Genomic DNA, 22,968 nt, shown 5'->3' with positions numbered 1-22,968 from the left:
CCCGCCGCCTTCGACGTCGTGCCCCGTCTCATCTCAGAACCCGAGTCGGCCGAGCTGCTTGGGGTCGCGCTGCCACTCCTTCGCGACCTTGACGTGCAGTCCGAGGAACACCCGCGTGCCCAGCAGCTCCTCGATGCCCGTCCTTGCGCGAGCGCCCACGTCGCGCAACCGCGAGCCCTTATGGCCGATGATGATCGCCTTCTGGCTGTCGCGCTCCACCACGATCGACGCGTGCACGTCCGTCAGGTCGCTGTCCTCGCGGGGGGCGATGTCGTCCACGACCACGGCGATCGAGTGCGGGAGCTCGTCGCGCACGCCGTCGAGCGCCGCCTCGCGGATGATCTCGGCGATGCGGTCCTCGTTCGACTCGTCCGTCGTGATCCCGGCCGGATACAGCGCGGGTCCCTCCGGCATGAGCTGCAGGATCTCGTCGGCGAGCACATCGAGCTGATCGCGCGTCAGTGCCGAGAGCGGGATGACGGCCGCCCAGTCCTCGCGCAACGAGTCGACCTCCATGAGGCGCTCCGTGATCTCGTCGCGCCCCGCCGCATCGGTCTTCGTGACGATCGCGATCTTCTGCGCACGCGGGTAGCCGTCGAGCGAGGCGGCGATGCGACGATCGCCCGGTCCGACCTTCTCGGTCGCCGGCACGCAGAACCCGATCACGTCGACGTCGCCCAGCACCTGCTCCACCAGGTCGTTCAAACGCTCGCCCAGGAGGGTGCGCGGCTTGTGGATGCCGGGAGTGTCCACGATCACCAACTGCCCGTCCGGGCGGTTCAGGATGCCGCGGATCGCGCGCCGCGTCGTCTGCGGCTTCTCGCTCGTGATCGCGATCTTGTCGCCCACCAGCGCGTTCGTCAGGGTGGACTTGCCGACGTTCGGCCGACCGACGAAGGTCACGAATCCGCTCCGGGTGTCCTCAGTCATCGCGTCGCTCTCCTTCTTCCTGCACCTCGTCCGCCACCGCAGCCCTCTCGACGAAGACCGTCGCGATCCCGCGGCCGCGCCCCCGAGAGGCCCCGCCGGTGAGGACCAGACCGTCCACGACCGCCGTCGCCCCGGGCTGCGGCACCTGTCCGAGCGCCTTGCCGAGCAGACCGCCGATCGAGTCGACGTCCTCATCCTCGAGCTCGAGGCCGAACAGGTCGCCGACGTCTTCCAGCGACAGCCGGGAGCTGACGCGGTAGCGTCCGGCACCGAGATCCACGAACTCCGCGGATACCTGATCGTACTCGTCGGAGATCTCGCCGACGAGCTCCTCGATCAGGTCCTCCAGGGTCACAAGCCCGGAGATCCCGCCGTGCTCGTCGATCACCAGGCACACGTGCACCGCGTCGCGCTTCATCTGCTGCAGCAGCGTCTCGGCGCGCATCGACTCCGGCACGAACGTCGCGGGGCGGGCGATCGGGCGGATCGACGCCGCGCGCCAGGCCAGGTCGTCGCGGTAGGCGAACTGCACCAGATCCTTCAGATACAGCACCCCGACCACGTCGTCGGCCTCGTCGTCCACGACCGGCATGCGCGACACCCCGCGCTGCAGGAACAGCGACATGGCCTCGTCGGTGGTGGCCTCCGCGTCCACGGTGACCATCTCGGTGCGCGGCACCATCACCGCCCGCACGAACTGGTCGGTGAAGTCGAACACCGAGTGGATGAGATCGCGGTCGTCCTCCTCGATGAGGTCGTTCGACGCGGCCTCGTCGACCATGCTCAGCAGCTGATCCTCGCTCGAGAACGAGCTGCGACCCGTGCCGGGCGTGACCCGGTTGCCGAGCACGACCAGCCCCTGGGCGAGCGGGCCGAGGATGATGCGCAGACCGCGCACGATGCCCGCGCTCCCGCGGATCATGGCCTCGGCGTGCTGGTGGCCGAACGTGCGCGGACTGGCGCCGACGAGCACGAACGTGATGCCCGTCATCAGGATGGCCGCGGCGAGCATCGCCCACCAGATGCTCTCGAACATGATCGTGAACGCCACCGTGACGAGCACGGCCGCGGTGACCTCCGCGAGCACCCGGATGAACGCGACCGCGTTGACGTGCGCGTCGAGGTCGGCGGCGATCCGCTCGAGCGCCTTCGCCCGTCGCCCCTCGGTCGCCAGATCTGCGAGGCCGGCCCGGGACGTGACGCCGTAGGCCGCGTCGATCGCAGCCATGAGGCCGCCGAAGGCCACCAGCAGCACGGCGGCGATCAGCAGCAGGATCTCCGTCATCGGCGGCGGCGCTCGGACACGGCGAAGCCCTGGATCAGCTGCTTCTGGAGTCCGAACATCTCCCGCTCCTCCTCCGGCTCCGCGTGATCGAAGCCGAGCAGGTGCAGCAGACCGTGCGTGGTGAGCAGGATCAGCTCGTCCATCAGCGTGTGGCCGGCCGCCTGCGCCTGGGTCTCCGCCACCTGCGGGCACAGCACGATGTCGCCCAGCAGGCCGGGAGGCGTCGGGCGGTCCTCGGTGCCAGGGCGCAGCTCGTCCATCGGGAAGCTGAGCACGTCGGTCGGGCCCGGCTCGTCCATCCACTGCACATGCAGCGCCTCCATGGCGCCCTCGTCGACCAGCACGATCGCCACCTCGGCGTCCGGGCTGACGTGCAGCTGCTCCAGGTTGAAGTCGGTGAGCCGCTGCAGCACCGTCTCGTCGACGTCGATCGCCGACTCGTTGTTGATCTCGATCATGAGAGCCCCCGTTTCGGCATCCGGTCGCGTGGTCCTGGTCGCTGTGCCCCGCGGCGCTCCGCCCTGTTGGCGAACTCCGCCGCCTGCTCGCGCTCGAACCGCTGCGCCGTGCGCTTCTCGTCGTACTCGCTGTACGCGTCGACGATGCGCCCCACGAGCGAGTGCCGCACCACGTCGTCGCTGGTCAGTCGGGTGAAGTGGATGTCGTCGATCCCGTCGAGCACCCGCGTCACGAGCCGCAGTCCCGAAGACCCCTGCGGCAGGTCGACCTGGGTGATGTCGCCCGTGACGACCATCTTCGTGCCGAAGCCCAGCCGGGTCAGGAACATCTTCATCTGCTCCGGCGTCGTGTTCTGCGCCTCGTCGAGCACCACGAACGAGTCGTTGAGCGTGCGACCACGCATGTACGCGAGCGGCGCCACCTCGATCGTCCCCGTGGCCATCAGGCGCGGCACGATCTCCGGGTCCATCATCTCGTTCAGCGCGTCGTACAGCGGGCGCAGGTACGGGTCGATCTTGTCGGTGAGCGTGCCGGGCAGGAACCCCAGCCGCTCCCCCGCCTCCACCGCCGGACGGGTGAGGATGATGCGCGTGACCTCCTTGCGCTGCAGCGCCTGCACGGCCTTCGCCATCGCCAGGTAGGTCTTTCCGGTACCGGCCGGGCCGATGCCGAACACGATCGTGTTCTCCTCGATCGCGTCGACGTACTCCTTCTGTCCGAGCGTCTTCGGGCGGATCACCTTGCCACGGGTCGACAGGATCGCCTCGCCGAGCACCTCGCTCGGGCGCGGACCGCCCTCGGTGCGGAGCATGCGCGCCGAGCTGGACACGTCGCTGGGCGCCAGGTCGTGCCCGGCCTTCGTCATCGCCAGCAGCTCGTCGACGAGGTTCTTCGCCTTCGCGACGGCGTCGCGCTCGCCCGTCAGGGTGATCTCGTTGCCGCGGACGAGCACCTGCACATCGCGGTGCTCGCGTTCCAGCATCCGCAGCAGGCGGTCCTGCGGACCGAGCAGCTGCACCATCGCGACACCGTCCGCGTAGATGCGTTCGGTGACGGTTTCCTGATCGTCAGAAGCCAACGAGCTTGTTCTCCTCGAGATTGCCGAGCACATGGGCGTGCACGTGGAAGACGGACTGGGCGGCGCTCGCGCCGTTGTTGAAGATGAGGCGGTACTCGCCGTTGGCGTGCTCGTCGGCGATGCGCTTCGCTGCCGCGACCATCTCGGCCAGCAGACCCGGGTCACCCGCCGCGAGCTCCGTCACGTCGCGGTACTCCTCGGTCTTCGGGATCACGAGCGCGTGCAGCGGAGCCTGCGGGTTGATGTCGCGGATCACGAACACCCGACCCGCATCGAGCAGGATCTCACCGGGGATGTCCCCGTTCAGGATGCGCGTGAAGATCGAGGGTTCGCTCATGCGTTCAGCTTACCGGGGCCCCTGCACGCGGCGGCGGTCACCAGCGGCCGAGAGCGACCGACAGCACCGCGATCGCCGCCGGTCCGGCCGTGGACGTGCGCAGCACCGTGTCGCCGAGGAGCACGCGCTCCGCGCCCGCCGCCGTGAGCCGCTCCAGCTCCTCGGCGGAGATGCCGCCCTCGGGCCCCACCACCAGCACGAGGTCGCGGCCGTCGGGCTCCAGGTCGGACAGCCGCCCTGGCGCGGTCGGGTCGAGCAGCAGCACCCGCTGCTGCGCCGCGCGCGCCGCCAGCTGCGCGGTCGACTCGACCGGCGCGACCTCCGGCACCCATGCGCGATGGGCCTGCTTGGCCGCCTCGCGCACGATCGTCGCCCAGCGCTCGCGACCCTTCGCGGCCTTGGGCCCCTCCCAGCGCGAGATGCTGCGACCCGCCTGCCACGGCACGATCTCGTCCACGCCGAGCTCGCACGCCGCCTGCACCGCGAGCTCGTCACGGTCGCCCTTCGCGAGCGCCTGCACCAGCACGACCCTCGGCGACGGCGCCGGCGACTCCGCGCGCTCCTGCACCCGCACCTCGACGCGCGACGGCGAGACCTCCTCCGCGACACCGGTCAGCCACACGCCGCGGCCGTCCCCCACCGTCACGGCCTCGCCGACGCGCAGCCGACGCACCACGGCGGCGTGCTTCGCCTCGGCGCCGGTCAGTGTGACCAGGTCGCCGACGGCCGCGCCTCCCGCCGTCTCGACAAGGAAGTGGAGCGCCACGATCAGTGTCCGCGGAACCGGTCGCGCAGCTTCGAGAACAGCCCCTGCTGGAACTGGGCGAGCTGCGGGGCCGGAGCCTTCGCCTTCTTCGCGAAGTCCTCGATGAGCTTGCGCTGCGACGCGTCGAGCTTCGTGGGTGTCACGACCTGCACGCCCACGCGCAGGTCGCCGCGCTGGGTGCCGCGCAGCGGCGTGATGCCGCGGCCCTTGATCGTCAGCACGTCGCCGGACTGCACACCGGGGCGGATCTCCAGGTCGACCTCGCCGTCCAGGCCCTCGATCGACGTGTCGGTGCCGAGGATCGCATCGGTCATCGACACCTCGAGCGTCGCGAGGAGGTCGTCGCCCTCCCGGCTGAACGCGGGGTGCGGGGTGACCGTGACCTCCACGTACAGGTCGCCGTTGGGGCCACCGGCGCGACCGACCTCACCGGAGCCGGGCAGCTGAAGCCGCAGTCCGGTCTCCACGCCGGCGGGGATGTCGAGCGACACGGTGCGCCGCGACCGCACGCGCCCCTGTCCGCCGCACGTGCCGCACGGATACGGGATGGTGGTGCCGTAGCCCTCGCACGTGCCGCACGGCTGCGAGGTGACGACGTTGCCGAGCAGGCTGCGCACCTGACGCTGCACGTGGCCGGTGCCGCCGCAGATGTCGCACGTGACGGGCGACGTGCCCTCCTGGCAGCACGAGCCCTGACACGTCTCGCACAGCACCGCGGTGTCGACCTCGATGTCGCGGTGCGCGCCGAACACGACGTCGCCCAGCTCGAGCGTCACGCGCACCAGGGCGTCTTGACCGCGCTCGCGCCGCGACCGGGGTCGGGCTCCGCGGCCACCGCCCTGCGCGGCGCCGAAGAACGTCTCGAAGATGTCGCCGAACCCGCCGAAGCCGCCGAAGTTGCCCGCGGCGCCGTCCCCGCCGCCCATGTCGTAGCGGCGTCGCGACTCCTCGTCGCTGAGCACGTCGTACGCGTGGGTGACGAGCTTGAACCGCTCGGCCGCGTCCTCGCCCGGATTCACGTCCGGGTGGAGCTGCCGCGCCAGTCGGCGGTACGCCTTCTTGATCTCATCCGTGGAAGCGTCCCGGGACACCCCGAGAACCTCATAGTGGTCCGCCACAATCGCCCTTCTGCGTGTTCCGTGGGGCCGCGTCAGCGGCCGGCCTCGTCGTCGTCGAGCATCCGCGACAGGTAGCGGGCCACCGCCCGCGCCGCCGCCAGGTTGCTCGGATAGTCCATGCGCGTCGGCCCCATCACGCCGACGCGCGCCGTTCCGGTCGGTGCTGCGTAGTCGCTCGCGACGATCGACGCCTCGCCGAGACCGAACGGCGCGTTCTCGGTGCCGATGCTGGCCGCCAGGCCGTGCTCGTCGGCCACCATCTCGCTCATCAGCCGCAGCAGCGTCACCTGCTCCTCGATCGCCTCGAGGAGGGGGTGGATGCTGCCGCGGAAGTCGTGCTCGCGGCGGGCGAGGGTCGCCGCGCCCGCCATCACCAGTCGCTCCTGACGGAACCCGCCCAGCTCGTCGACGAGGACGCCGGCGAGAGTGCGCAGCACGCGGTCGCGCGGCGTCTCCTCCGCGGCCAGCAGGGTCTGCAGCCGCTCGGACGCCTCCGCGATCGCCTGCCCCGTGATGAGGGCGGAGAGCCGGGCGCGGAGCACACCGAGGTCGGTCTCGTCGATCGCGTCCGGCAGCACCGTCATCCGCTGCGAGACGCCGCCGGCATCGGTCACCAGCACGGTCAGCAGACGGTTGGGGGCCAGCGCGACGAGCTCCACGTGGGTGACCCGCGCGCGGGCGAACGACGGATACTGCGCCAGCGCGACCTGACCCGTGAGCTGCGTCAGCACCCGCACCGTGCGCGCCATGAGGTCGTCGAGGTCGGCGGGGTCGGCGAGGAACGACTCGATCGCCGAGCGCTGCGCCGAGGAGAGAGGACGGAGCTGGGCGAGGTGGTTGACGAACACGCGGTAGCCCTTGTCGGTGGGCACGCGACCGGACGACGTGTGGGGGGCGGTGATGAGCTCCTCGTCTTCGAGCTGCGCCATGTCGTTGCGGATCGTCGCCGCGGACACCCCGAACGAGTGACGGTCGACGATCGATCGGCTGCCCACCGGCTCGTGCGTCTCGACGTAGTCCTGCACGATCGCGCGGAGAACCTGGAGTCCTCGCTCTGTGACCATGGCCCACCCCTTCCCGCTGACGACCGGACGCTGGCACTCTGACACCCTGAGTGCCAATCCTACCGCGTACGACCGGGAGTTCTCCGAACCCGCGCGCCGATCACTCAGTCGGTGAGCTCGCGCACCACCGCGTCGGCGAGGAGGCGTCCGCGCAGGGTGAGCTGCACGCGCCCGCGGATCGCCGCCGCCGCGTCGATCAGGCCGTCCGCGATGAGCCCGGCCACGCGGGGGCGGTTCGCCGCGGGCAGGTCGTCCACCGCGATGCCCTCGCGGATGCGGCTGAGCAGCAGGATGCGCTCGAGCGTCTGGGCCTCCACGTCGGGGCGCTCCCGTCCCGCCGCCGGAGACGCGGACGCCGCGAGCCGCTGCGCGTAGGCGGCCGGATGCTTCACGTTCCACCAGCGCAGTCCCGCCACGTGGCTGTGCGCGCCGGGACCGAAGCCCCACCAGTCGCTCCCCCGCCAGTACGCCAGGTTGTGCCGCGACCGCTGCTCCGGCGTGCGCGCCCAGTTGCTGACCTCGTACCACTCGAAGCCCGCCGCGGCCAGCCGCTCGTCGGCCAGCTCGTACATGTCCGCCTGCAGGTCGTCGTCGGGGGCTGGCACCTCGCCGCGACGGATCTGCCGCGCCAGCTTCGTGCCGTCCTCGATGATCAACGCGTACGCGGAGATGTGGTCCGACTCGAGCTGGAGGGCCGCATCGAGCGACGCCTCCCAGTCGGCGAGCGACTCCCCCGGCGCGCCGTAGATGAGGTCGACGCTGACGTCCAGTCCCGCACCCTTGGCCGCGGCCACCGCCGTCCGCACGTTCTCCGGCTGATGCGTGCGATCGAGAGCGGCGAGCACGTGCGGCACCGCCGACTGCATGCCGATCGACAACCGCGTGACGCCGGCCTCCGCGAGGGTGCGCGCCACCTCGGGCGTCACCGTGTCGGGGTTCGCCTCCACCGTCACCTCGGCACCCGGCGCCAGCCCGAACGCCGCGGTCGCCGCGCCGAGCATGCGCGCGAGGTCGCCCGGGGGCAGCAGCGTCGGCGTGCCGCCCCCGAAGAACACCGTGTCCATCGGTCGCAGCGCCCCCGCGGCCTCCAGCACGCCGCGAGCGAGGGCGATCTCGCCGATCAGGGTCGACGCATAGTCCTCCTGCTTCGCGCCGCGCAGCTCGCTCGACGTATAGGTGTTGAAGTCGCAGTAGCCGCAGCGCACGCGGCAGAACGGCACGTGCAGGTACGCCGAGAACGGGGTGTCGGCAGAGATCGTCAGGTCGTCGGGCAGGCGGCCGTCGGCGGGAGCCGGATCGCCGAGGGGAAGCGGTCCCGCCATCAGACGGGGGTCGCGTACAGCGGGGAGATCGCGCGCAGATACCGCGCGAACAGCTCGCGGCGGCGCCGCTTCATGAGTGCCGGGATCAGGCGGTAGACGAGCGCGTTGGGCGCGTCGAACGCGCGCACCGTGAACCACACCTCGTCGTTGTCCTCGCGCCAGTCGACGTCGAACGACTCCTCGCCGCTGACGACCGAGCCGCCGATCGTCCCGAGCACGAAGCCGATGCGCCGTGTCTCCTCGGTGACCGAGATCACGCGCAGCTCGGAGTCGGCGCGCATACCGCCCACCCGACCGCGCAGGTGCAGCGTCATCCCGGCTCCGACGAACGGCATGCCCTCCGCGTCATAGCGCGGCTCGACGTCGCGCTTGCTCGGCGCGATCGGGTTGCCCTCGGCGTCGAAGCTGACCCCGGCGTACGCGGGGCCCGGGGCAGGACGCACGTCTTCCACCGAGAGTCCCGCTGCGCGCTGCGCCGTCCACGACAGCAGGGCCTCGCCCGCCGTCTGGAACCGCTCCTCGCCGCTGCCGATCCGCCAGGACTCCTCCGCCGGGATGCTGCGCTCCGGCGGGTACTGCATCAGGTCGGGGGCGTGGGTCGCACCCACGGCCGCATAGTCCACCGTGTCGTCTCGGAAAGTCCCGCGCCGCATGAGATCCAGCCTACTTCGGGTTCCCTGGGCGAACACCCCCCGCACCACGGGAGCGCCCAGGATCGCCCGGGTTACTTCTTGTCCTTGCCCTCGACGTCGCCGGAGAGCGCCGCGATGAACGCCTCCTGGGGGACCTCGACGCGGCCGACCATCTTCATGCGCTTCTTGCCCTCCTTCTGCTTCTCGAGGAGCTTGCGCTTGCGGGTGATGTCACCGCCGTAGCACTTGGCGAGCACGTCCTTGCGGATCGCGCGGATGGTCTCGCGGGCGATGATGCGCGCACCGATCGCCGCCTGGATCGGCACCTCGAACTGCTGACGAGGGATGAGCTTGCGCAGGCGCTCGGCCATCATCGTGCCGTACGCGTAGGCCTTGTCGCGGTGCACGATCGAGCTGAAGGCGTCGACCTTCTCGCCCTGGAGGAGGATGTCGACCTTCACCAGGTCGGCCTCCTGCTGACCGGAGGGCTCGTAGTCGAGCGAGGCGTACCCCTGCGTCTTGGACTTGAGCTGGTCGAAGAAGTCGAACACGATCTCGCCGAGCGGCATGTTGTAGCGCAGCTCGACGCGCTCCTCCGAGAAGTACTCCATGCCCAGCAGCGTGCCGCGCCGCGACTGGCACAGCTCCATCACGGTGCCGACGTAGTCCTTGGGCAGCAGGATCGCCGCCTTGACCATCGGCTCCGACACCGAGCCGATGCGCCCATCGGGGTACTCGCTCGGGTTCGTGACCGTGACCGTCTCGCCGGTGTCGCTGGTGACGACCTCGTAGATCACGCTCGGCGCCGTGGTGATGAGGTCGAGGCCGAACTCGCGCGCGAGCCGCTCCGTCACGATCTCCAGGTGCAGCAGGCCGAGGAAGCCGCAGCGGAAGCCGAAGCCGAGCGCGACCGAGGTCTCCGGCTCGTACTGCAGCGACGCGTCGGAGAGCTTGAGCTTGTCGAGGGCCTCGCGCAGTTCCGCGTAGTCGCTGCCGTCGATCGGGTAGATGCCCGAGAACACCATCGGCTTCGGGTCGGTGTAACCGGGGAGCGCCTCAGCGGCGGGCTTGCGCGCGTTCGTGATGGTGTCGCCGACCTTCGACTGGCGCACGTCCTTCACGCCGGTGATGAGGTAGCCCACCTCGCCGACACCGAGGCCCTTCGTGGGCGTCGGCTCGGGGCTGGACACCCCGACCTCGAGAGCCTCGTGGTTGGCGCCGGTCGACATCATCTGGATGCGCTCGCGCGGGGAGAGGCTGCCGTCGACCATGCGCACGTAGGTGACGACGCCGCGGTACGCGTCGTACACGGAGTCGAAGATCATGGCGCGGGCGGGAGCCTCGGCGTCTCCGACCGGCGCGGGGATCTCCCGCACGAGGCGGTCGAGCAGATCCTCGACGCCGACGCCGGTCTTGCCCGAGACGCGCAGCACGTCTTCCGGCTTGCCCCCGATGAGGGAGGCGAGCTCCTTCGCGTACTTCTCCGGGTCGGCCGCCGGGAGGTCGATCTTGTTGAGGACCGGGATGATGTGCAGGTCGTTCTCGAGCGCCAGGTAGAGGTTGGCGAGCGTCTGCGCCTCGATCCCCTGTGCGGCGTCGACCAGGAGGATCGCCCCCTCGCACGCGGCGAGGGAGCGCGACACCTCGTAGGTGAAGTCCACGTGGCCGGGGGTGTCGATCATGTTCAGCGCGAACGTCTCGCCGTCGATCTCCCAGGGCATGCGCACGGCCTGGCTCTTGATGGTGATGCCGCGCTCGCGCTCGATGTCCATGCGGTCGAGGTACTGCGCCCGCATGTCCCGGTCCGACACCACTCCGGTGATCTGGAGCATGCGGTCGGCGAGCGTCGACTTGCCGTGATCGATGTGGGCGATGATGCAGAAATTGCGGATCTGCGCAGCCGGCGTCGCGGCAGGCTGAAGCGGGGTGAGAGCGCGTGGGGACATGTCCCGTCGATTCTACGGTGAGGCGCAGGGGAATCCCCATTCGGGGACATCGGTGATAGTCTCCCGAAGTTGCCCGGGATCAATCCGTGACACCGGATCCCGTAAGCGATACGACTCCGTCACAGACTCCGTGAGGGCTGTCGCGTCGCGCAGAACGGCGGATGGCGCCCGATTCATCCGCCCGGCTCAGCGTTGCGTCGGCGGATCCCGAGCGCGTCTGGAGAAGAGAAAGACAATCCCCCTTGATCAAGTACCTCGCACGCCGCGCCCTCGGCTGGCTGCTCATGATCGTGGTCGCGACGAACCTCACCTACTTCCTCGCGTGGGGGTTCCTCGATCCGCGCAGCAACTACGTGGGCCGTCGTCCTCCGCTCAGTGAAGAGCAGATCAACAACCTCCTCGTGCCCCGCAACCTCAGCGACACCGTGCCGCTCATCGAGCGCTGGTGGAACTGGTTCACGAGCATCCTCCTCCGCTGGGACTGGGGGGTGAGCCCGACCGGCGGCTCCGTCAACGAGCAGGTCGCGTACCGCATGTGGGTCAGCGCGGAGCTCGTGCTCGGCGCGACGATCATCACCACGATCCTCGGCATCGCGCTCGGCGTGTACACGGCCTCCCGCCAGTACAAGCTCGCCGACCGCATCGGCCAGGCCACCAGCATCATCACGCTGAACATCCCGATCGTGGTCGCGGCCTTCGCGATCGTGCTGCTCGCGATCGGCCTCAACAACGCCACCGGCACGCGCATCTTCTATGTGACAGGGAACGCCAGTCAGGGGGTCGAGGGCTTCTTCCCCACCCTGATAGATGTGCTGCAGCATCTGACGCTGCCGACCATAGCCCTGGTGCTCACGGGCTACGCGAGCATCCACTTCCTGCAGCGCTCGCTGCTGCTGGACAACATCAACGCCGACTACGTGCGCACCGCCCGCGCCAAGGGCCTCACCAAGCAGCAGGCCATCCGCAAGCACGCGCTGCGCACCTCGCTGATCCCCGTCGCCACGCAGGTCGCCTTCACGATCCCCGCCATCTTCACCGGTGCGGTCCTGACCGAGACGATCTTCGCGTGGAACGGCATGGGCAAGTACTTCATCGAGACCATCTCGAAGAACGACATCCACGGAACCGTCGCGATCGCGGCCTTCGGCGCGGTCCTCACGGCGATCGGCGCGATCCTCGCCGACATCGCCGTCGTGGTCCTCGACCCGCGTGTGAGAGTGAGCTGACATGAGCACCGACATGCTCGACCCGACCATCCACCCGGACCCCGCGGCCGCCGGCCCCGAGACCACCCGCGTCGCGACGAAGCGCCTGTCGAAGTGGAGCCTGTACTGGCGGCGCTTCTCCCGCAACCGCGGTGCGCTCATCGGCCTGGTGATCTTCGCGCTGCTCGTGCTGTTCGCGATCTTCGGCCCGCTGATCGCGCGCTACGACCACGTGGAGCTCGACTTCCTCAACCTGAGCACCCCTCCGTCCACGGAGCACTGGTTCGGCACCAACAACGCCGGCAACGACCTGTTCGCGCAGGTCGCGGTCGGCCTGCAGCGCTCTCTCATGATCGCGCTCACGGTCTCGATCGGCGTCACGATCGTGTCGGCCCTGGTCGGCACGGCCGCGGCCTACTTCGGCGGCTGGACCGAGCGCATCTCGCTCCTGATCATCCACTTCATGATGGTGATCCCGAGCTTCCTCATCCTCGCGATGATCTCGAACAAGGCCGGCGGAGACTGGCGCGTGATCGCGCTCATCATGATCTTCGTGATCGGGTGGTACTTCCCCGCCCGCGTCATCTGGACCATGGCCCTGTCGCTGCGCGAGCGCGAGTACGTCAGCGCGGCCCGCTACATGGGCGTGGGCGGCATGAAGATCGTGCTGCGCCACCTGCTGCCGAACATCGGCTCGCTCCTCGTGATCAACTTCACCCTCGGCGTCGTCTCGGCCGTCGTGACCGAGACCGGTCTGTCGTTCCTGGGCTTCGGCGTCAAGATCCCCGACGTGTCGCTCGGCGCGCTGATCGGTGCCGGCTCGAGCTCGCTCACCACGGCCCCGTGGCTGTTCTACTTCCCGGCGGCGGCGCTGACCCTGCTCACGGTGTCGATGGCGTTGATCGCCGACGGCCTGCGCGACGCCCTCGACCCGACCTCGGCTGCAGGAGGCCGCGCATGACCAACGTCCTCTCCGTCCGCGACCTCAAGGTCAGCTTCGCCTCCGAGGCCGGCCGCGTCGACGCCGTGCGCGGCGTCTCGTTCGACCTCGAAGCCGGCAAGACCCTCGGCATCGTCGGCGAGTCCGGCTCCGGCAAGTCCGTCACCTCGCTCGCGATCATGGGACTCCTCGACGAGAACGCCAAGGTCACCGGCTCGATCATGTACGACGGCAAAGAGCTGATCGGCATGAGCGACAAGCAGCTGTCGGTGATCCGCGGCAACGGCATGTCGATGGTCTTCCAGGACCCGCTGACCTCGCTCACCCCCGTCTACACCGTGGGCGACCAGCTCATCGAGGCCCTCACGGTGCACCGCAGCCTGTCGAAGAAGGATGCGTGGGACCGCTCGGTCGAGCTGCTGAAGCTCGTCGGCATCACCGAGCCGGAGCGGCGCATGAAGTCGTTCCCGCACGAGTTCTCCGGCGGCATGCGCCAGCGCGTGGTGATCGCCATCGCGATGGCGAACAACCCCAAGCTCATCATCTGCGACGAGCCGACCACGGCCCTCGACGTCACGATCCAGGCGCAGATCCTCGATCTGATCGAGAAGGCGCAGGACGAGACCGGCGCCGCGGTGATCATGATCACGCACGACATGGGCGTGGTGGCCCGCACGGCCGACGACGTGCTGGTGATGTACGCGGGCAAGCCCGTGGAGCAGGCGCCCGTGCACGAGCTGTTCCACAAGACGCGCATGCCGTACTCGATCGGCCTGCTGGGCGCGATCCCGCGCGTGGACAAGGGCGACAAGCAGCCGCTCACCCCGATCAAGGGCAACCCGCCGCTGCTGATCGACCTGCCCGACGCGTGCCCCTTCGCCGACCGCTGCCCCATCGTGATGGACGCGTGCCGCGCGAAGGAGCCGGAGCTGCTCCCCGTGGCCACCGGCTCGGGCGACCTGCACCGCGCCGCCTGCATCCGCTCGCACGAGATCGAGGACGGCGGCCTGCTGGGCGGCCTCCCGGTCTACCCCGTGCGCGCGGTGCCGGAGAGCGACCTCACGCGACTCCCGCGCGAGGAGCGCCCGGTCACGCTCGAGGTCAAGAACCTCACGAAGACCTTCCCGCTGCTCAAGGGCGCGTTCCTCAAGCGCAAGGTCGGCGAGGTGCAGGCGATCAAGGGCATCAGCTTCGACGTCCGTGAGGGCGAGACGATGGCCATCGTCGGCGAGTCCGGCTCCGGTAAGACCACGACCCTGCTGCAGATCATGGACATGGTCAAGCAGAGCGAGGGCGACATCGTGATCGCCGGCACCAGCGTCAACGACATCCACAGCCGCAAGGTGGAGCGGGCGCTGCGCCGCGACATCCAGATCGTGTTCCAGGACCCGATGGGCGCCCTCGACCCGCGCATGACGGTCGCCGACATCATCTCCGAGCCGCTGTTCGCGATCGGCACGCCCAAGGAGGAGGCGCACCGTCGCGTGGACGAGCTGATGGACCTCGTCGGCCTGAACCCGGCGCACAGCGACCGCTTCCCCCAGGCGTTCTCCGGCGGTCAGCGGCAGCGCATCGGCATCGCCCGCGCCCTGTCGACGAACCCGAAGATCGTGGTGCTCGATGAGCCGGTCTCGGCGCTCGACGTGTCGATCCAGGCCGGTGTGATCAACCTGCTCGACGAGCTGAAGGTGAAGCTGGGCCTGTCGTACCTGTTCGTCGCGCACGACCTGTCCGTGGTGCGCCACATCGCCGACCGCGTGGCCGTGATGTACCTCGGCGAGTTCGTCGAGCACGGCGACGTGGACGACGTGTTCGACAACCCGCAGCACCCGTACACGCAGGCGCTGCTGTCGGCCATCCCCGTCCCCGACCCGGATGTGGAGCGCACCCGCCAGCGCGTCGTGTTCGACGCGGCGACCATGTCGACCAAGCCCGCGACGGTCTGATCGCCGCGGTCGCGGGGTTGCTGGTCACCGTCCGATAACGGTTAGGCGCGATTCACTCCGGGGCGGTATGCCGGTCGCGACCGCGAACTATTCTTCCCTTTATGAAACGCCGAAAGGCGAAAGGAGCACCATGAAGAACAAGAAGTTGCTGGGGGCGATCGCGATCAGCGGCGCCCTGGCACTCGCCCTCGCGGGTTGCGCGAGCGGGTCCGGAAACACCGGTGGCGGGGACAACGGCGGCGACAAGGTCGAGACCAAGTCCGCCGACTACAACCCCCAGGACCGCAGCAACCTGCAGGAGGGTGGCGAGGTCAACTTCCCGATCAACGAGATCCCCGAGCAGCTGAACGCCTTCAACGGTGACGGCAGCGCGGACACCGTGCGTCTGTGGTCGTGGTACATGCCGCAGATCCTGCTCGTCTCGCCGGAGGGCGAGGTCACGAAGAACGACGCGTACCTCGACGCCTACGACATCGGCGAGAAGGACGGCAACACCACCATCACGTTCACGTTCACGGACGAGGCCCACTTCAACGACGGCACGGACATGGACTGGACGGCCATCGACGCGACGTGGAAGGCCAACCGCTCCTACGACGAGGGCTTCACCCCCAACGCGACCGACGGCTACAAGCAGATCAAGAGCGTCGAGCAGGGCGACTCCGCCAAGACCGCGGTCGTCACCTTCGACGGCATCTACGCCTGGCCGTCCATGGCGTTCCTGACCGGTGGCGTGCTGCACCCGGCCGTCGCCGACCCGACCGTCTTCAACGAGGGCTTCATCGGCAACATGCACCCCGAGTGGGGCGCCGGACCGTACACGGTCGACACGTTCGACCCGAACGGCGGCTTCGTCTCGTTCAAGCCGAACCCCGAGTGGTGGGGCAACGCACCGCTGCTCGACTCGGTGACCTTCACGGCGATGGAGCCGGACGCCGCGATCAACGCCTTCAAGAACGGCGAGATCGACATGGTGGGCGCCAACACCAACGACCGTCTGAAGCAGCTGCAGGACGTCGACGACACCACGGTGCGTCGCGCGCAGCAGACCGCGAAGACGATCATCATGGTCGACGCCGACAAGCCGCAGTTCGAGGACATCGACGTGCGCAAGGCCTTCTTCATGGGCATCAACATCGACCAGCAGAAGCAGATCGCGTGGAACGGCCTCGGTTACGAGGAGCCGGCCGCCGGTTCGCTGAACCTGTATGCGTTCCAGGACGGCTACTCCGACTCGTTCGCGACCGCCGGTCTGAAGAACGATGTCGACGCCGCCAAGAAGCTGCTCGACGACGCCGGCTGGACCGAGGGCGACGACGGCATCCGCGAGAAGGACGGCGAGAAGCTGTCCATCACCTACCCGGTGTTCGGTGAGGACCCCACGCTTGAGGCCCTCGCGAAGTCGCTCCAGGCGCAGCAGAAGGAGATCGGCATCGACGTTCAGATCGACGTCCGCCCCTCGGCCGACTTCTCGAACGACCTGACGTCGAAGAACTGGGACGCGGTCTCGCTCCGCTTCACCGACTCCGACCCGTTCGGTCCGGCCTGGTTCTGCCAGCTCTACTGCTCGGACAGCCAGCTGAACCTGTCGGGCACCGGCACGGCCGAGATCGACAAGCAGATCGCCGACGAGGTCGAGTCGCAGAAGGACGCGGAGTCCTGGACCGCCGCCTCCATGGAGCTCGAGCCGAAGATCATCGAGCAGACGTGGGGCGTCATCCCGCTCTACAACGGCCCGTCGATCTTCGTGGTCAAGAACGGCCTGGCGAACCTCACGCCGGAGCCCTACGTGGGCCTCGACCTGTTCGGCGTCACGCCGGTCGAGAACGTCGGCTGGGAGAAGTAACACCCTCTGACACATCTCGTGTCGAAGCGGGGTCGGTGGTTCGCCACCGGCCCCGCTTCCTTATGCTGAAGACGTGAGCGTCCAGACCGTCCTCGTGCACGGCATCCGCACCTCGGCGACCATGTGGCGCTCCCAGGTGGCGTACCTGGAGGAGCACGGGCATCCCGTGACCGCGCTCGATCTTCCCGGGCACGGCTCCCGCATGGCGGAGGACTTCACGCTGCACGAGGCCCTCCACACGATCGATGCCGCCGTGCGCGCCGCCGCCGAGCGCGGACCCGTGCTCCTGGTCGGCCACTCGATGGGCGGACTGCTCTCCCTCGCCTACACCGGGGGCGCCGAGCGTCCTCCGGTCGCCGGGCTCGTCGCGGCCGCCTGCACCTCGCTCCCGCAGGGTGCAGGGCTCCGCGCGTACCGACTGTTCGCGCGGGCCGTCGACTCGCTCCCCGACCGCGGCCTGTGGCTCACGCGGCAGATGCTCGCCGCCACGATCCCCGCCGAGAACCGCGCCGACTTCCAGGCCGGTGGCTACGCGCTCGACATGCAGGACACCGCGCTGCGCAGCCTGGCCGCGCTGGACGTGGCCGCCGCCGTCCCGCGCATCGACGTGCCGCTGTGGTTCGTGAACGGGCAGTATGACCAGCTGCGCCTGAACGAACCGCTGTTCCGCCGGCTCGCACCGCACGCGGAGCTCATCGTGGTCCCCCGCACCACGCACCTGGTCACGGCCATGCGACCCCGGGTGTTCAACGCGGTGCTGGCCCTCGCGATCGCCACCGTCGAGGCGCAGGCCGAGGACTCATGAGCGGGCGGGCTGCCGTGCGAACGCCGTGAGCAGCCCCCCCACGAGCGACAGCACCGCAGCGGCGAGGAAGACGAGCCAGAAGCCGCCGACCAGCGCCACCAGCCCCGCCCCGAGGACCGGGCCGATCAGCTGACCGAGCGCCGCGGTGACGTTCACGATGCCGAGGTCGCGGGCGTGGTCCTGCTCATCCGGCAGCAGGTCGGCCGCGAACGCGAGTCCCACCGTGGAGAAGGCGCCGTAGCCGAGCCCCATGAGCGCCGCGGCGACCATGGTCATCTCGAACGTGGGCACCAGCACGATCGCCACTCCGGACGCCGCCTGCACCACGGTCGCGGCGACCGTGAGCGTGCGGCGCCGCCCCGTCCGGTCGGACACGAGGCCGGTGACCACCGAGGCCAGCACCACGAACACCGTGTAGACGACGATCAGCAGCAGCAGGTTGTCCTGGGCGGTCGCGTTCTCCTGCCCCAGCCCGTGCAGCAGGAAGAACAGGAACAGGGCGGTGCCGAGCGCGTTGCCGACGTTGGTCACCAGCCGACCGGACAGCATCCAGGCGAAGTCTCGGTCGCGCAGCGAGGCCAGCCGGGGGCGTCCGGCCTCCCGGGGACGCAGCGCCTCGGTCGTCGGCGGGTCGGGCAGCAGGAGCGCGGCCACCGACCCCGCAATCGCGATCACCGCGGCCAGGAGCAGGTAGCCCGACACGATGTCGAGTCCGAGGAGCACGACCAGCCCGACGCCGAGCACGATCCCGACCGCCTGGGCGGAGCCGACGGCGGCGGAGGCGGCACCCCGCTGCGTGGTCGGAAGCTGATCCGCGATCAGGGCGGTGAAGGCGGCCGACGACACCGCGACGCCGATCGAGACACCCACCCACCCGGCACCGACCGCCCAGGGTCCGGTCGCGAATCCGGTCAGCACCAGGCACAGGGCCGTCAGCCAGACACCACCCAGCGCCCACGGGCGTCGGCGGTGCCGTCCGGCGCGCGCGCGATCCGACAGGGCACCGGCGGCCGGACCGGCGACGATGCCCGCGAGCCCGCCCACCCCGAGCACGAGGCCGGAGGACACGACCCCGCGGATCCAGTCGTCCTCCGGGGTATCGAGCTGCAGCGGGAGGAGCAGCTGCACCGGGGTGAGCTGCACGGTCCAGATCGCCAGCCACGCCAGCGTGAACAGCGACATCCACCGCGCGCCGGCCCGGACGCGGTGCGTCGCCGGAGCCGCGGTCATCGCCGGACCGCCGACATCGTGGCACCGGTGCGGACGGAGGCGATCAGGTCGCGGTACCAGTCGTACGAGGCCTTCGGGGTGCACTCCCCCGTGGCGAAATCGACGTGCACCAGCCCGAAGCGCTGGGTGTAGCCGTCGGCCCACTCCCAGTTGTCCAGCAGCGACCACACCGTGTACTCCTCGACCGGCACTCCGGCGTCGACGGCCTCGGCGACCGCGGCGATGTGCCCCGACAGGTAGGAGATCCGGTCGGCGTCGTCCACGCGGGCCGCCGTGTCGGGCTCGGGGAAGGAGGCACCGTTCTCACCGATGATCACGGGCGGCAGCTGCGGGTGCCGGGCGTGCAGGTCGATCAGCAGGTCGCGCAGGGCGGACGGCATGATCGGCCACTCCGGTCCGAAACCCGTCACGGGCACACCGGGGGTCGGAACGATGTCGAACGGGATGGAGCCACCGGCGGGAGCGGCGGTCACAGTCGTGGGGTTGTAGAAGTTGAGGCCGTAGAAGTCGATCGAGCCGCCGATCGCCGCCAGGTCGCCCTCCTCGACGGGCAGCGGCGGCAGCCCGAGCGCCTCCAGGTCGGGGTACGCGCCGTCGAGCAGCGGGGTGCTGAAGATCCGGTTGTGCAGGAGGTCGTAGACGAACGCCGCCTCGTGGTCCTCTGGCGCATCGTGCAGCGGGAGGACCCAGGTGTGGTTGTTGACCAGTCCCACCGCCGTAGCCCCCCGCGTGCGCAGCGCCGCCGCGGCCCGCGCGTGTGCCAGCAGCTGGTGGTGCGCGGTGGGCAGCGCGTCGAACAGCAGCTGCTTCCCCGGCGCGAGGGCACCCACCGCGTAGCCCTGGAGCGTCGTCATCGCCGGCTCGTTGAGGGTGTACCAGTGCGCGACGCGGTCGCCCAGGCGGTCGGCCACGATCGCCGCATACTCGCCGAATCGCTCGGCGGTGTCGCGCGCGAGCCACCCGCCCGTCTCCTCCACGGTGCTCGGCATCTCCCAGTGGAACAGCGTGGGGAACGGCGTGACGCCGCGCTCCAGCAGCAGATCGACGAACCGGGAGTAGTGGTCGAGGGCTGCGGTGTTCCCGCGCCCACGTCCGTCGGGCTGCACCCGCGCCCACGGGATCGAGAAGCGGTAGCGGTCGAGGCCGAGGGCGGAGGCGAGGTCGGCGTCACGCTCGGGATGGCGGTAGCTGTCGCAGGCGGGGTCGGCGGTGGAGCCGTCGACGATCGCGCCGGGAGCTTCGAGGTAGTCGTCCCAGATCGAGCGCCCTCCCCCGTCGGCGGAGCGCGAGCCCTCGATCTGGAGCGCCGAGGTCGCCGCAGACCAGCGGAGCCGGCCGAGCGCGGGGGAAGGAACGGAGGCGGGGGTCATGGGGCTCCTTGACGTCGTTGTCGGGTCAGGATGATTCTGCACCCGGTACCACTCCGAGCGCGACGCAGTTTCGCGGACGCGGCCTCGTTTCGCGCGATGCATCCGGGACTGGTAGAGTTGACTCTTGGCTTGCGTGTGGGTTCTTCCCTCACGACCGCCGTGCAGCAGCCCTCTTCTGCTGCCGGCACTCCGAACAACTCCTGTACAGAAAGCGTCCACACGTGGCAAACATCAAGTCGCAGATCAAGCGCAACAAGACCAACGAGAAGGCTCACGAGCGCAACAAGGCCGTGAAGAGCGAGCTGAAGACTCTCGTCCGCCAGACCCGCGAGGCCGTCGCCGCCGGCGACAAGGCCGCCGCCGAGAAGGTCCTGAAGAAGGCCACGGTCAAGCTCGACAAGGCCGTCAGCAAGGGCGTGCTCCACAAGAACCAGGCGGCCAACCGCAAGTCGGCCATCGCCAAGAAGGTCGCCGCTCTCTGAGCATCTGATCATCCGGAAGGCTCGTCTCCTCGCGAGGCGGGCCTTCTGTCGTTCCCGGAACACGTGGGGTCGACACGGGACAAGCGAGGGGCCGGGAACATACCCTCCATCGCGGAGGCGGCGCGCAGCGGCACACGCTCGCGCCGGGACTGCGCGCCGGCGACGCGCTCTTCACGGGTGGCGGGCCGCTGCCAGGCTGCGGGCGCCGCACGCTCAGCCGCCGAAGGGCTCCCGCGTGGCGATGACCGTGACCATGCGCTCGAGCGCGAAGATCGGGTCGCGGGCGGCCCCCTTCACCTCGGCGTCGGCGCGGGCGGTGGCCTGGATCGCCATCCCGAGCGACCGCTCGTTCCAGCCCGCGAGGTCGCGGCGGGCGCGGTCGACCTGCCAGTCCTTCATCCCGAGGCGCTGCGCGAGCTGACGGCTCGGCTCCCGATTCCCGGCGACCCGCGCCATCGTGCGCAGCTTCATGGCGAACGCCGCGACCATGGGCACCGGATCCGCTCCGGAGGCCAGGGCGTGCCGCAGCGACACCAGGGCCTCGCCGTAGCGCCCGGCGATCGCCGTGTCGGCGACGACGAACGCCGACACCTCGACGCGGCCGCCGTAGTACTTAGTGACGACCTCTTCCGTGACGTCGCCCTCGACGTCGCCGATCAGCTGCTGGCAGGCGGCGGCGAGCTCGGTGAGGTCATCGGCGAACGCGGAGACCAGGGCTCGCAGGGCCGGGGGCGCGATGCGCTTCTTGGCGGCCGCGAACTCCCCCGCCGCGAAGTCGACCCTGTCGCCGTCTCGCTTGATCGCCGGGCAGGGGATCTCGATGCCCCCGCCCGTGCCGGCACGCAGGGCGTCGAGCAGCTTCTTGCCACGAACGCTCGCGCCCGTGTGACGGAGCACGACCGTGGCGCCCTCCTGCGGTTGCTCGAGATAGGACACGGCCTCCTGCAGGAACGCGTCGGAACACTTCTCGACGCCGGAGACCCGCACCAGGCGCGGCTCACCGAACAGGGAGGGCGACGTGAGGGCCAGGAGCGTGCCCGGGGCGTAGTCGTCGGCGCGGACGTCGCTGACCTCGAGGGCCGGATCCTCGGCGCGCAGATAGTCGCGGACACCGGCGATCGCACGCTCGGCGCAGACCTCTTCCGGACCGGAGACGAGCACGATCGGGGCGGGACGGGGCTCGCGCCACGACACCTGCGGGATCTTCGCGGGCTTCGCGCCACCGCGGGCGGGAGGACGGGACGCTGCCATAACCCCAGCCTACCGGCGGCGTCCGACACCGCGATCGGACGATCGCTGCCGCTGGTTCGGCGCAGACCTGCACGATGTCCGGCTGCCGCGGCGACGACCTCGACGCTCGGGGGTCGTCTCGCTCCACATCGCCAGAGCGCCGTGACGCAGCCCGAGCAGGATGCGTCCGCGCTCGTCGGTCCGATACACCTGGGCCCCCAGCGCGCCCAGCAGGTCGAGCGTCTCGCGGCGCGGGTGCCCGTAGTCGTTGTCGGCGCCCACGCTGATGAGCGCGACCACGGGTGAGAGCGCCTGGTAGAGCCCGGGGTCCTGGTCGGCGCTGCCGTGGTGGGCGACCTTCACCACCGCGTACGGGCCGAGGCGCTCCGAACGCTGGAGCAGCCGCTGCGCAGGGGCCGACAGATCGGCGAGGAAGAGCGAGCGAGGCACCCCTCCCCCGCTGAACTCAATCACGACGCCGAGGTCGTTGCCCGCGGGGAACGCCGTCGTATCGCGAACGGGCCACCGCACGCGCCAGGTCGCGCCGCCCAGGGTTCCCCTGAGCCCCGCGGACGCCTGCTCGACCCGTGCTCCGCCGGCCGCGAGCGAGGCGAGGGTCCGCTCGTCGTCCGCGTCGGCGGTCGGCCCGTGCAGCACCGCGGACACCCGGCCCCGCACGGCCTCGACGCCGCCCGCATGGTCCAGGTCGAAGTGGGTGAGCACGAGCAGGTCGAGTCGGTCGATGCCGAGCGAGCGCAGGCAGTCGCGAAGAGGTTCCGGCGCCGGACCGGTGTCGATCAGAGCCACGGCGCTCTCGGATCGGACGAGCAGCGCGTCGCCCTGACCCACGTCGCACGCGGCGATCGACCAGGCGTCCGGGGTCGCGGCCGTCGCGAGGGGCCCGCCGAGCAGGGCCTGCGCCCCGGCGAGGGAGCCCGCGACCACGAGCACCGTGACGGCGCCACCGCGCAGCACGG

21 protein-coding genes are annotated in these 22,968 nt (G+C 70.0%); 6 read left to right on the top strand and 15 right to left on the bottom strand.

Annotation, left to right across the window (positions count from 1 at the left end):
• Positions 1-33: 33 nt before the first annotated feature.
• From era to lepA, 11 genes are all read right to left on the bottom strand, one after another.
• A complete protein-coding gene (gene era, locus DW297_RS06440) occupies positions 34-930 on the bottom strand; it encodes a GTPase Era (protein WP_136030561.1) in 897 nt (298 codons plus the stop codon).
• Positions 923-2,215 (bottom strand): hemolysin family protein, encoded by a 1,293-nt coding sequence (locus DW297_RS06435; protein ID WP_136030559.1) that lies wholly within the window; start codon positions 2,213-2,215, stop codon positions 923-925. The genes era and DW297_RS06435 overlap by 8 nt, the downstream gene beginning before the upstream one ends.
• Entirely contained in the window at positions 2,212-2,673 is a 462-nt protein-coding gene (gene ybeY / locus DW297_RS06430) for an rRNA maturation RNase YbeY (RefSeq protein WP_136030557.1), read from the bottom strand. The genes DW297_RS06435 and ybeY overlap by 4 nt, the downstream gene beginning before the upstream one ends.
• Positions 2,670-3,695: a PhoH family protein gene (locus DW297_RS06425; RefSeq protein ID WP_206253364.1), complete on the bottom strand. Its 1,026-nt coding sequence runs from the start codon at positions 3,693-3,695 to the stop codon at positions 2,670-2,672. The genes ybeY and DW297_RS06425 overlap by 4 nt, the downstream gene beginning before the upstream one ends.
• A gap of 46 nt (positions 3,696-3,741) precedes the next feature.
• Entirely contained in the window at positions 3,742-4,089 is a 348-nt protein-coding gene (locus DW297_RS06420; RefSeq protein ID WP_136030553.1) for an HIT domain-containing protein, read from the bottom strand.
• A 37-nt stretch (positions 4,090-4,126) separates the two neighbouring features.
• Positions 4,127-4,855 (bottom strand): 16S rRNA (uracil(1498)-N(3))-methyltransferase, encoded by a 729-nt coding sequence (locus tag DW297_RS06415; protein ID WP_136030551.1) that lies wholly within the window; start codon positions 4,853-4,855, stop codon positions 4,127-4,129.
• Positions 4,856-4,857: 2 nt separating this feature from the next.
• The gene (dnaJ, locus tag DW297_RS06410) at positions 4,858-5,973 is read right to left on the bottom strand and encodes a molecular chaperone DnaJ (protein ID WP_136030548.1); all 1,116 of its coding nucleotides are present in this window, start codon (positions 5,971-5,973) and stop codon (positions 4,858-4,860) included.
• Between the two features lie 32 nt (positions 5,974-6,005).
• Positions 6,006-7,037 carry a heat-inducible transcriptional repressor HrcA gene (gene hrcA, locus DW297_RS06405; RefSeq protein ID WP_136030546.1) on the bottom strand — a complete coding sequence of 344 codons (1,032 nt, stop codon included), beginning with the start codon at positions 7,035-7,037 and terminating at the stop codon, positions 6,006-6,008.
• A 104-nt stretch (positions 7,038-7,141) separates the two neighbouring features.
• Positions 7,142-8,359: a radical SAM family heme chaperone HemW gene (hemW, locus tag DW297_RS06400; RefSeq protein WP_136030544.1), complete on the bottom strand. Its 1,218-nt coding sequence runs from the start codon at positions 8,357-8,359 to the stop codon at positions 7,142-7,144.
• Complete coding sequence (locus tag DW297_RS06395; protein ID WP_136030542.1) at positions 8,359-9,012, bottom strand: DUF1990 family protein; 654 nt, start codon at positions 9,010-9,012, stop codon at positions 8,359-8,361. Before DW297_RS06395 ends, hemW begins: the two co-directional genes overlap by 1 nt.
• 71 nt (positions 9,013-9,083) lie before the next feature.
• Positions 9,084-10,937: a translation elongation factor 4 gene (gene lepA / locus DW297_RS06390; protein WP_136030540.1), complete on the bottom strand. Its 1,854-nt coding sequence runs from the start codon at positions 10,935-10,937 to the stop codon at positions 9,084-9,086.
• Between the two features lie 242 nt (positions 10,938-11,179).
• On the opposite strand from lepA, the gene DW297_RS06385 reads away from it, so the two are divergent.
• The 5 genes from DW297_RS06385 (at position 11,180) to DW297_RS06365 (ending at position 17,679) form a co-directional block, all read left to right on the top strand.
• Positions 11,180-12,163 (top strand): ABC transporter permease, encoded by a 984-nt coding sequence (locus DW297_RS06385; RefSeq protein ID WP_136030537.1) that lies wholly within the window; start codon positions 11,180-11,182, stop codon positions 12,161-12,163.
• Position 12,164: 1 nt separating this feature from the next.
• Positions 12,165-13,103, top strand: a complete 939-nt coding sequence (locus tag DW297_RS06380) for an ABC transporter permease (protein ID WP_136030535.1) — start codon at positions 12,165-12,167, stop codon at positions 13,101-13,103.
• A complete protein-coding gene (locus DW297_RS06375) occupies positions 13,100-15,028 on the top strand; it encodes an ABC transporter ATP-binding protein (protein WP_136030533.1) in 1,929 nt (642 codons plus the stop codon). The genes DW297_RS06380 and DW297_RS06375 overlap by 4 nt, the downstream gene beginning before the upstream one ends.
• Positions 15,029-15,158: 130 nt before the next feature.
• The gene (locus DW297_RS06370; RefSeq protein WP_136030531.1) at positions 15,159-16,874 is read left to right on the top strand and encodes an ABC transporter family substrate-binding protein; all 1,716 of its coding nucleotides are present in this window, start codon (positions 15,159-15,161) and stop codon (positions 16,872-16,874) included.
• A gap of 73 nt (positions 16,875-16,947) precedes the next feature.
• Positions 16,948-17,679 (top strand): alpha/beta fold hydrolase, encoded by a 732-nt coding sequence (locus DW297_RS06365; protein ID WP_136030529.1) that lies wholly within the window; start codon positions 16,948-16,950, stop codon positions 17,677-17,679.
• On the opposite strand, the gene DW297_RS06360 is transcribed toward DW297_RS06365, so the two are convergent.
• Both DW297_RS06360 and DW297_RS06355 read right to left on the bottom strand, forming a co-directional pair.
• The gene (locus DW297_RS06360; RefSeq protein WP_136030527.1) at positions 17,674-18,909 is read right to left on the bottom strand and encodes an MFS transporter; all 1,236 of its coding nucleotides are present in this window, start codon (positions 18,907-18,909) and stop codon (positions 17,674-17,676) included. The two genes, DW297_RS06365 and DW297_RS06360, sit on opposite strands and share 6 nt — an antisense overlap.
• Positions 18,906-20,279 (bottom strand): glycoside hydrolase family 1 protein, encoded by a 1,374-nt coding sequence (locus DW297_RS06355; protein ID WP_136030525.1) that lies wholly within the window; start codon positions 20,277-20,279, stop codon positions 18,906-18,908. The genes DW297_RS06360 and DW297_RS06355 overlap by 4 nt, the downstream gene beginning before the upstream one ends.
• Before the next feature lie 221 nt (positions 20,280-20,500).
• On the opposite strand from DW297_RS06355, the gene rpsT reads away from it, so the two are divergent.
• Positions 20,501-20,761: a 30S ribosomal protein S20 gene (gene rpsT / locus DW297_RS06350; protein WP_136030523.1), complete on the top strand. Its 261-nt coding sequence runs from the start codon at positions 20,501-20,503 to the stop codon at positions 20,759-20,761.
• A 213-nt stretch (positions 20,762-20,974) separates the two neighbouring features.
• On the opposite strand, the gene holA is transcribed toward rpsT, so the two are convergent.
• Together holA and DW297_RS06340 are read right to left on the bottom strand one after the other, a co-directional pair.
• The gene (holA, locus tag DW297_RS06345; RefSeq protein ID WP_136030521.1) at positions 20,975-22,012 is read right to left on the bottom strand and encodes a DNA polymerase III subunit delta; all 1,038 of its coding nucleotides are present in this window, start codon (positions 22,010-22,012) and stop codon (positions 20,975-20,977) included.
• Positions 22,013-22,021: 9 nt separating this feature from the next.
• The coding region (locus tag DW297_RS06340) for a ComEC/Rec2 family competence protein (RefSeq protein ID WP_136030519.1) at positions 22,022-22,968 on the bottom strand (947 nt) is incomplete at its 5' end.

It is taken from the genome of Microbacterium sp. PF5 (assembly GCF_004794315.1).
GTDB lineage: Bacteria > Actinomycetota > Actinomycetes > Actinomycetales > Microbacteriaceae > Microbacterium > Microbacterium sufflavum.
The sequence above is the reverse complement of the archived record's forward strand: the minus strand, read 5'-3'. Positions and strand labels throughout refer to the sequence as shown.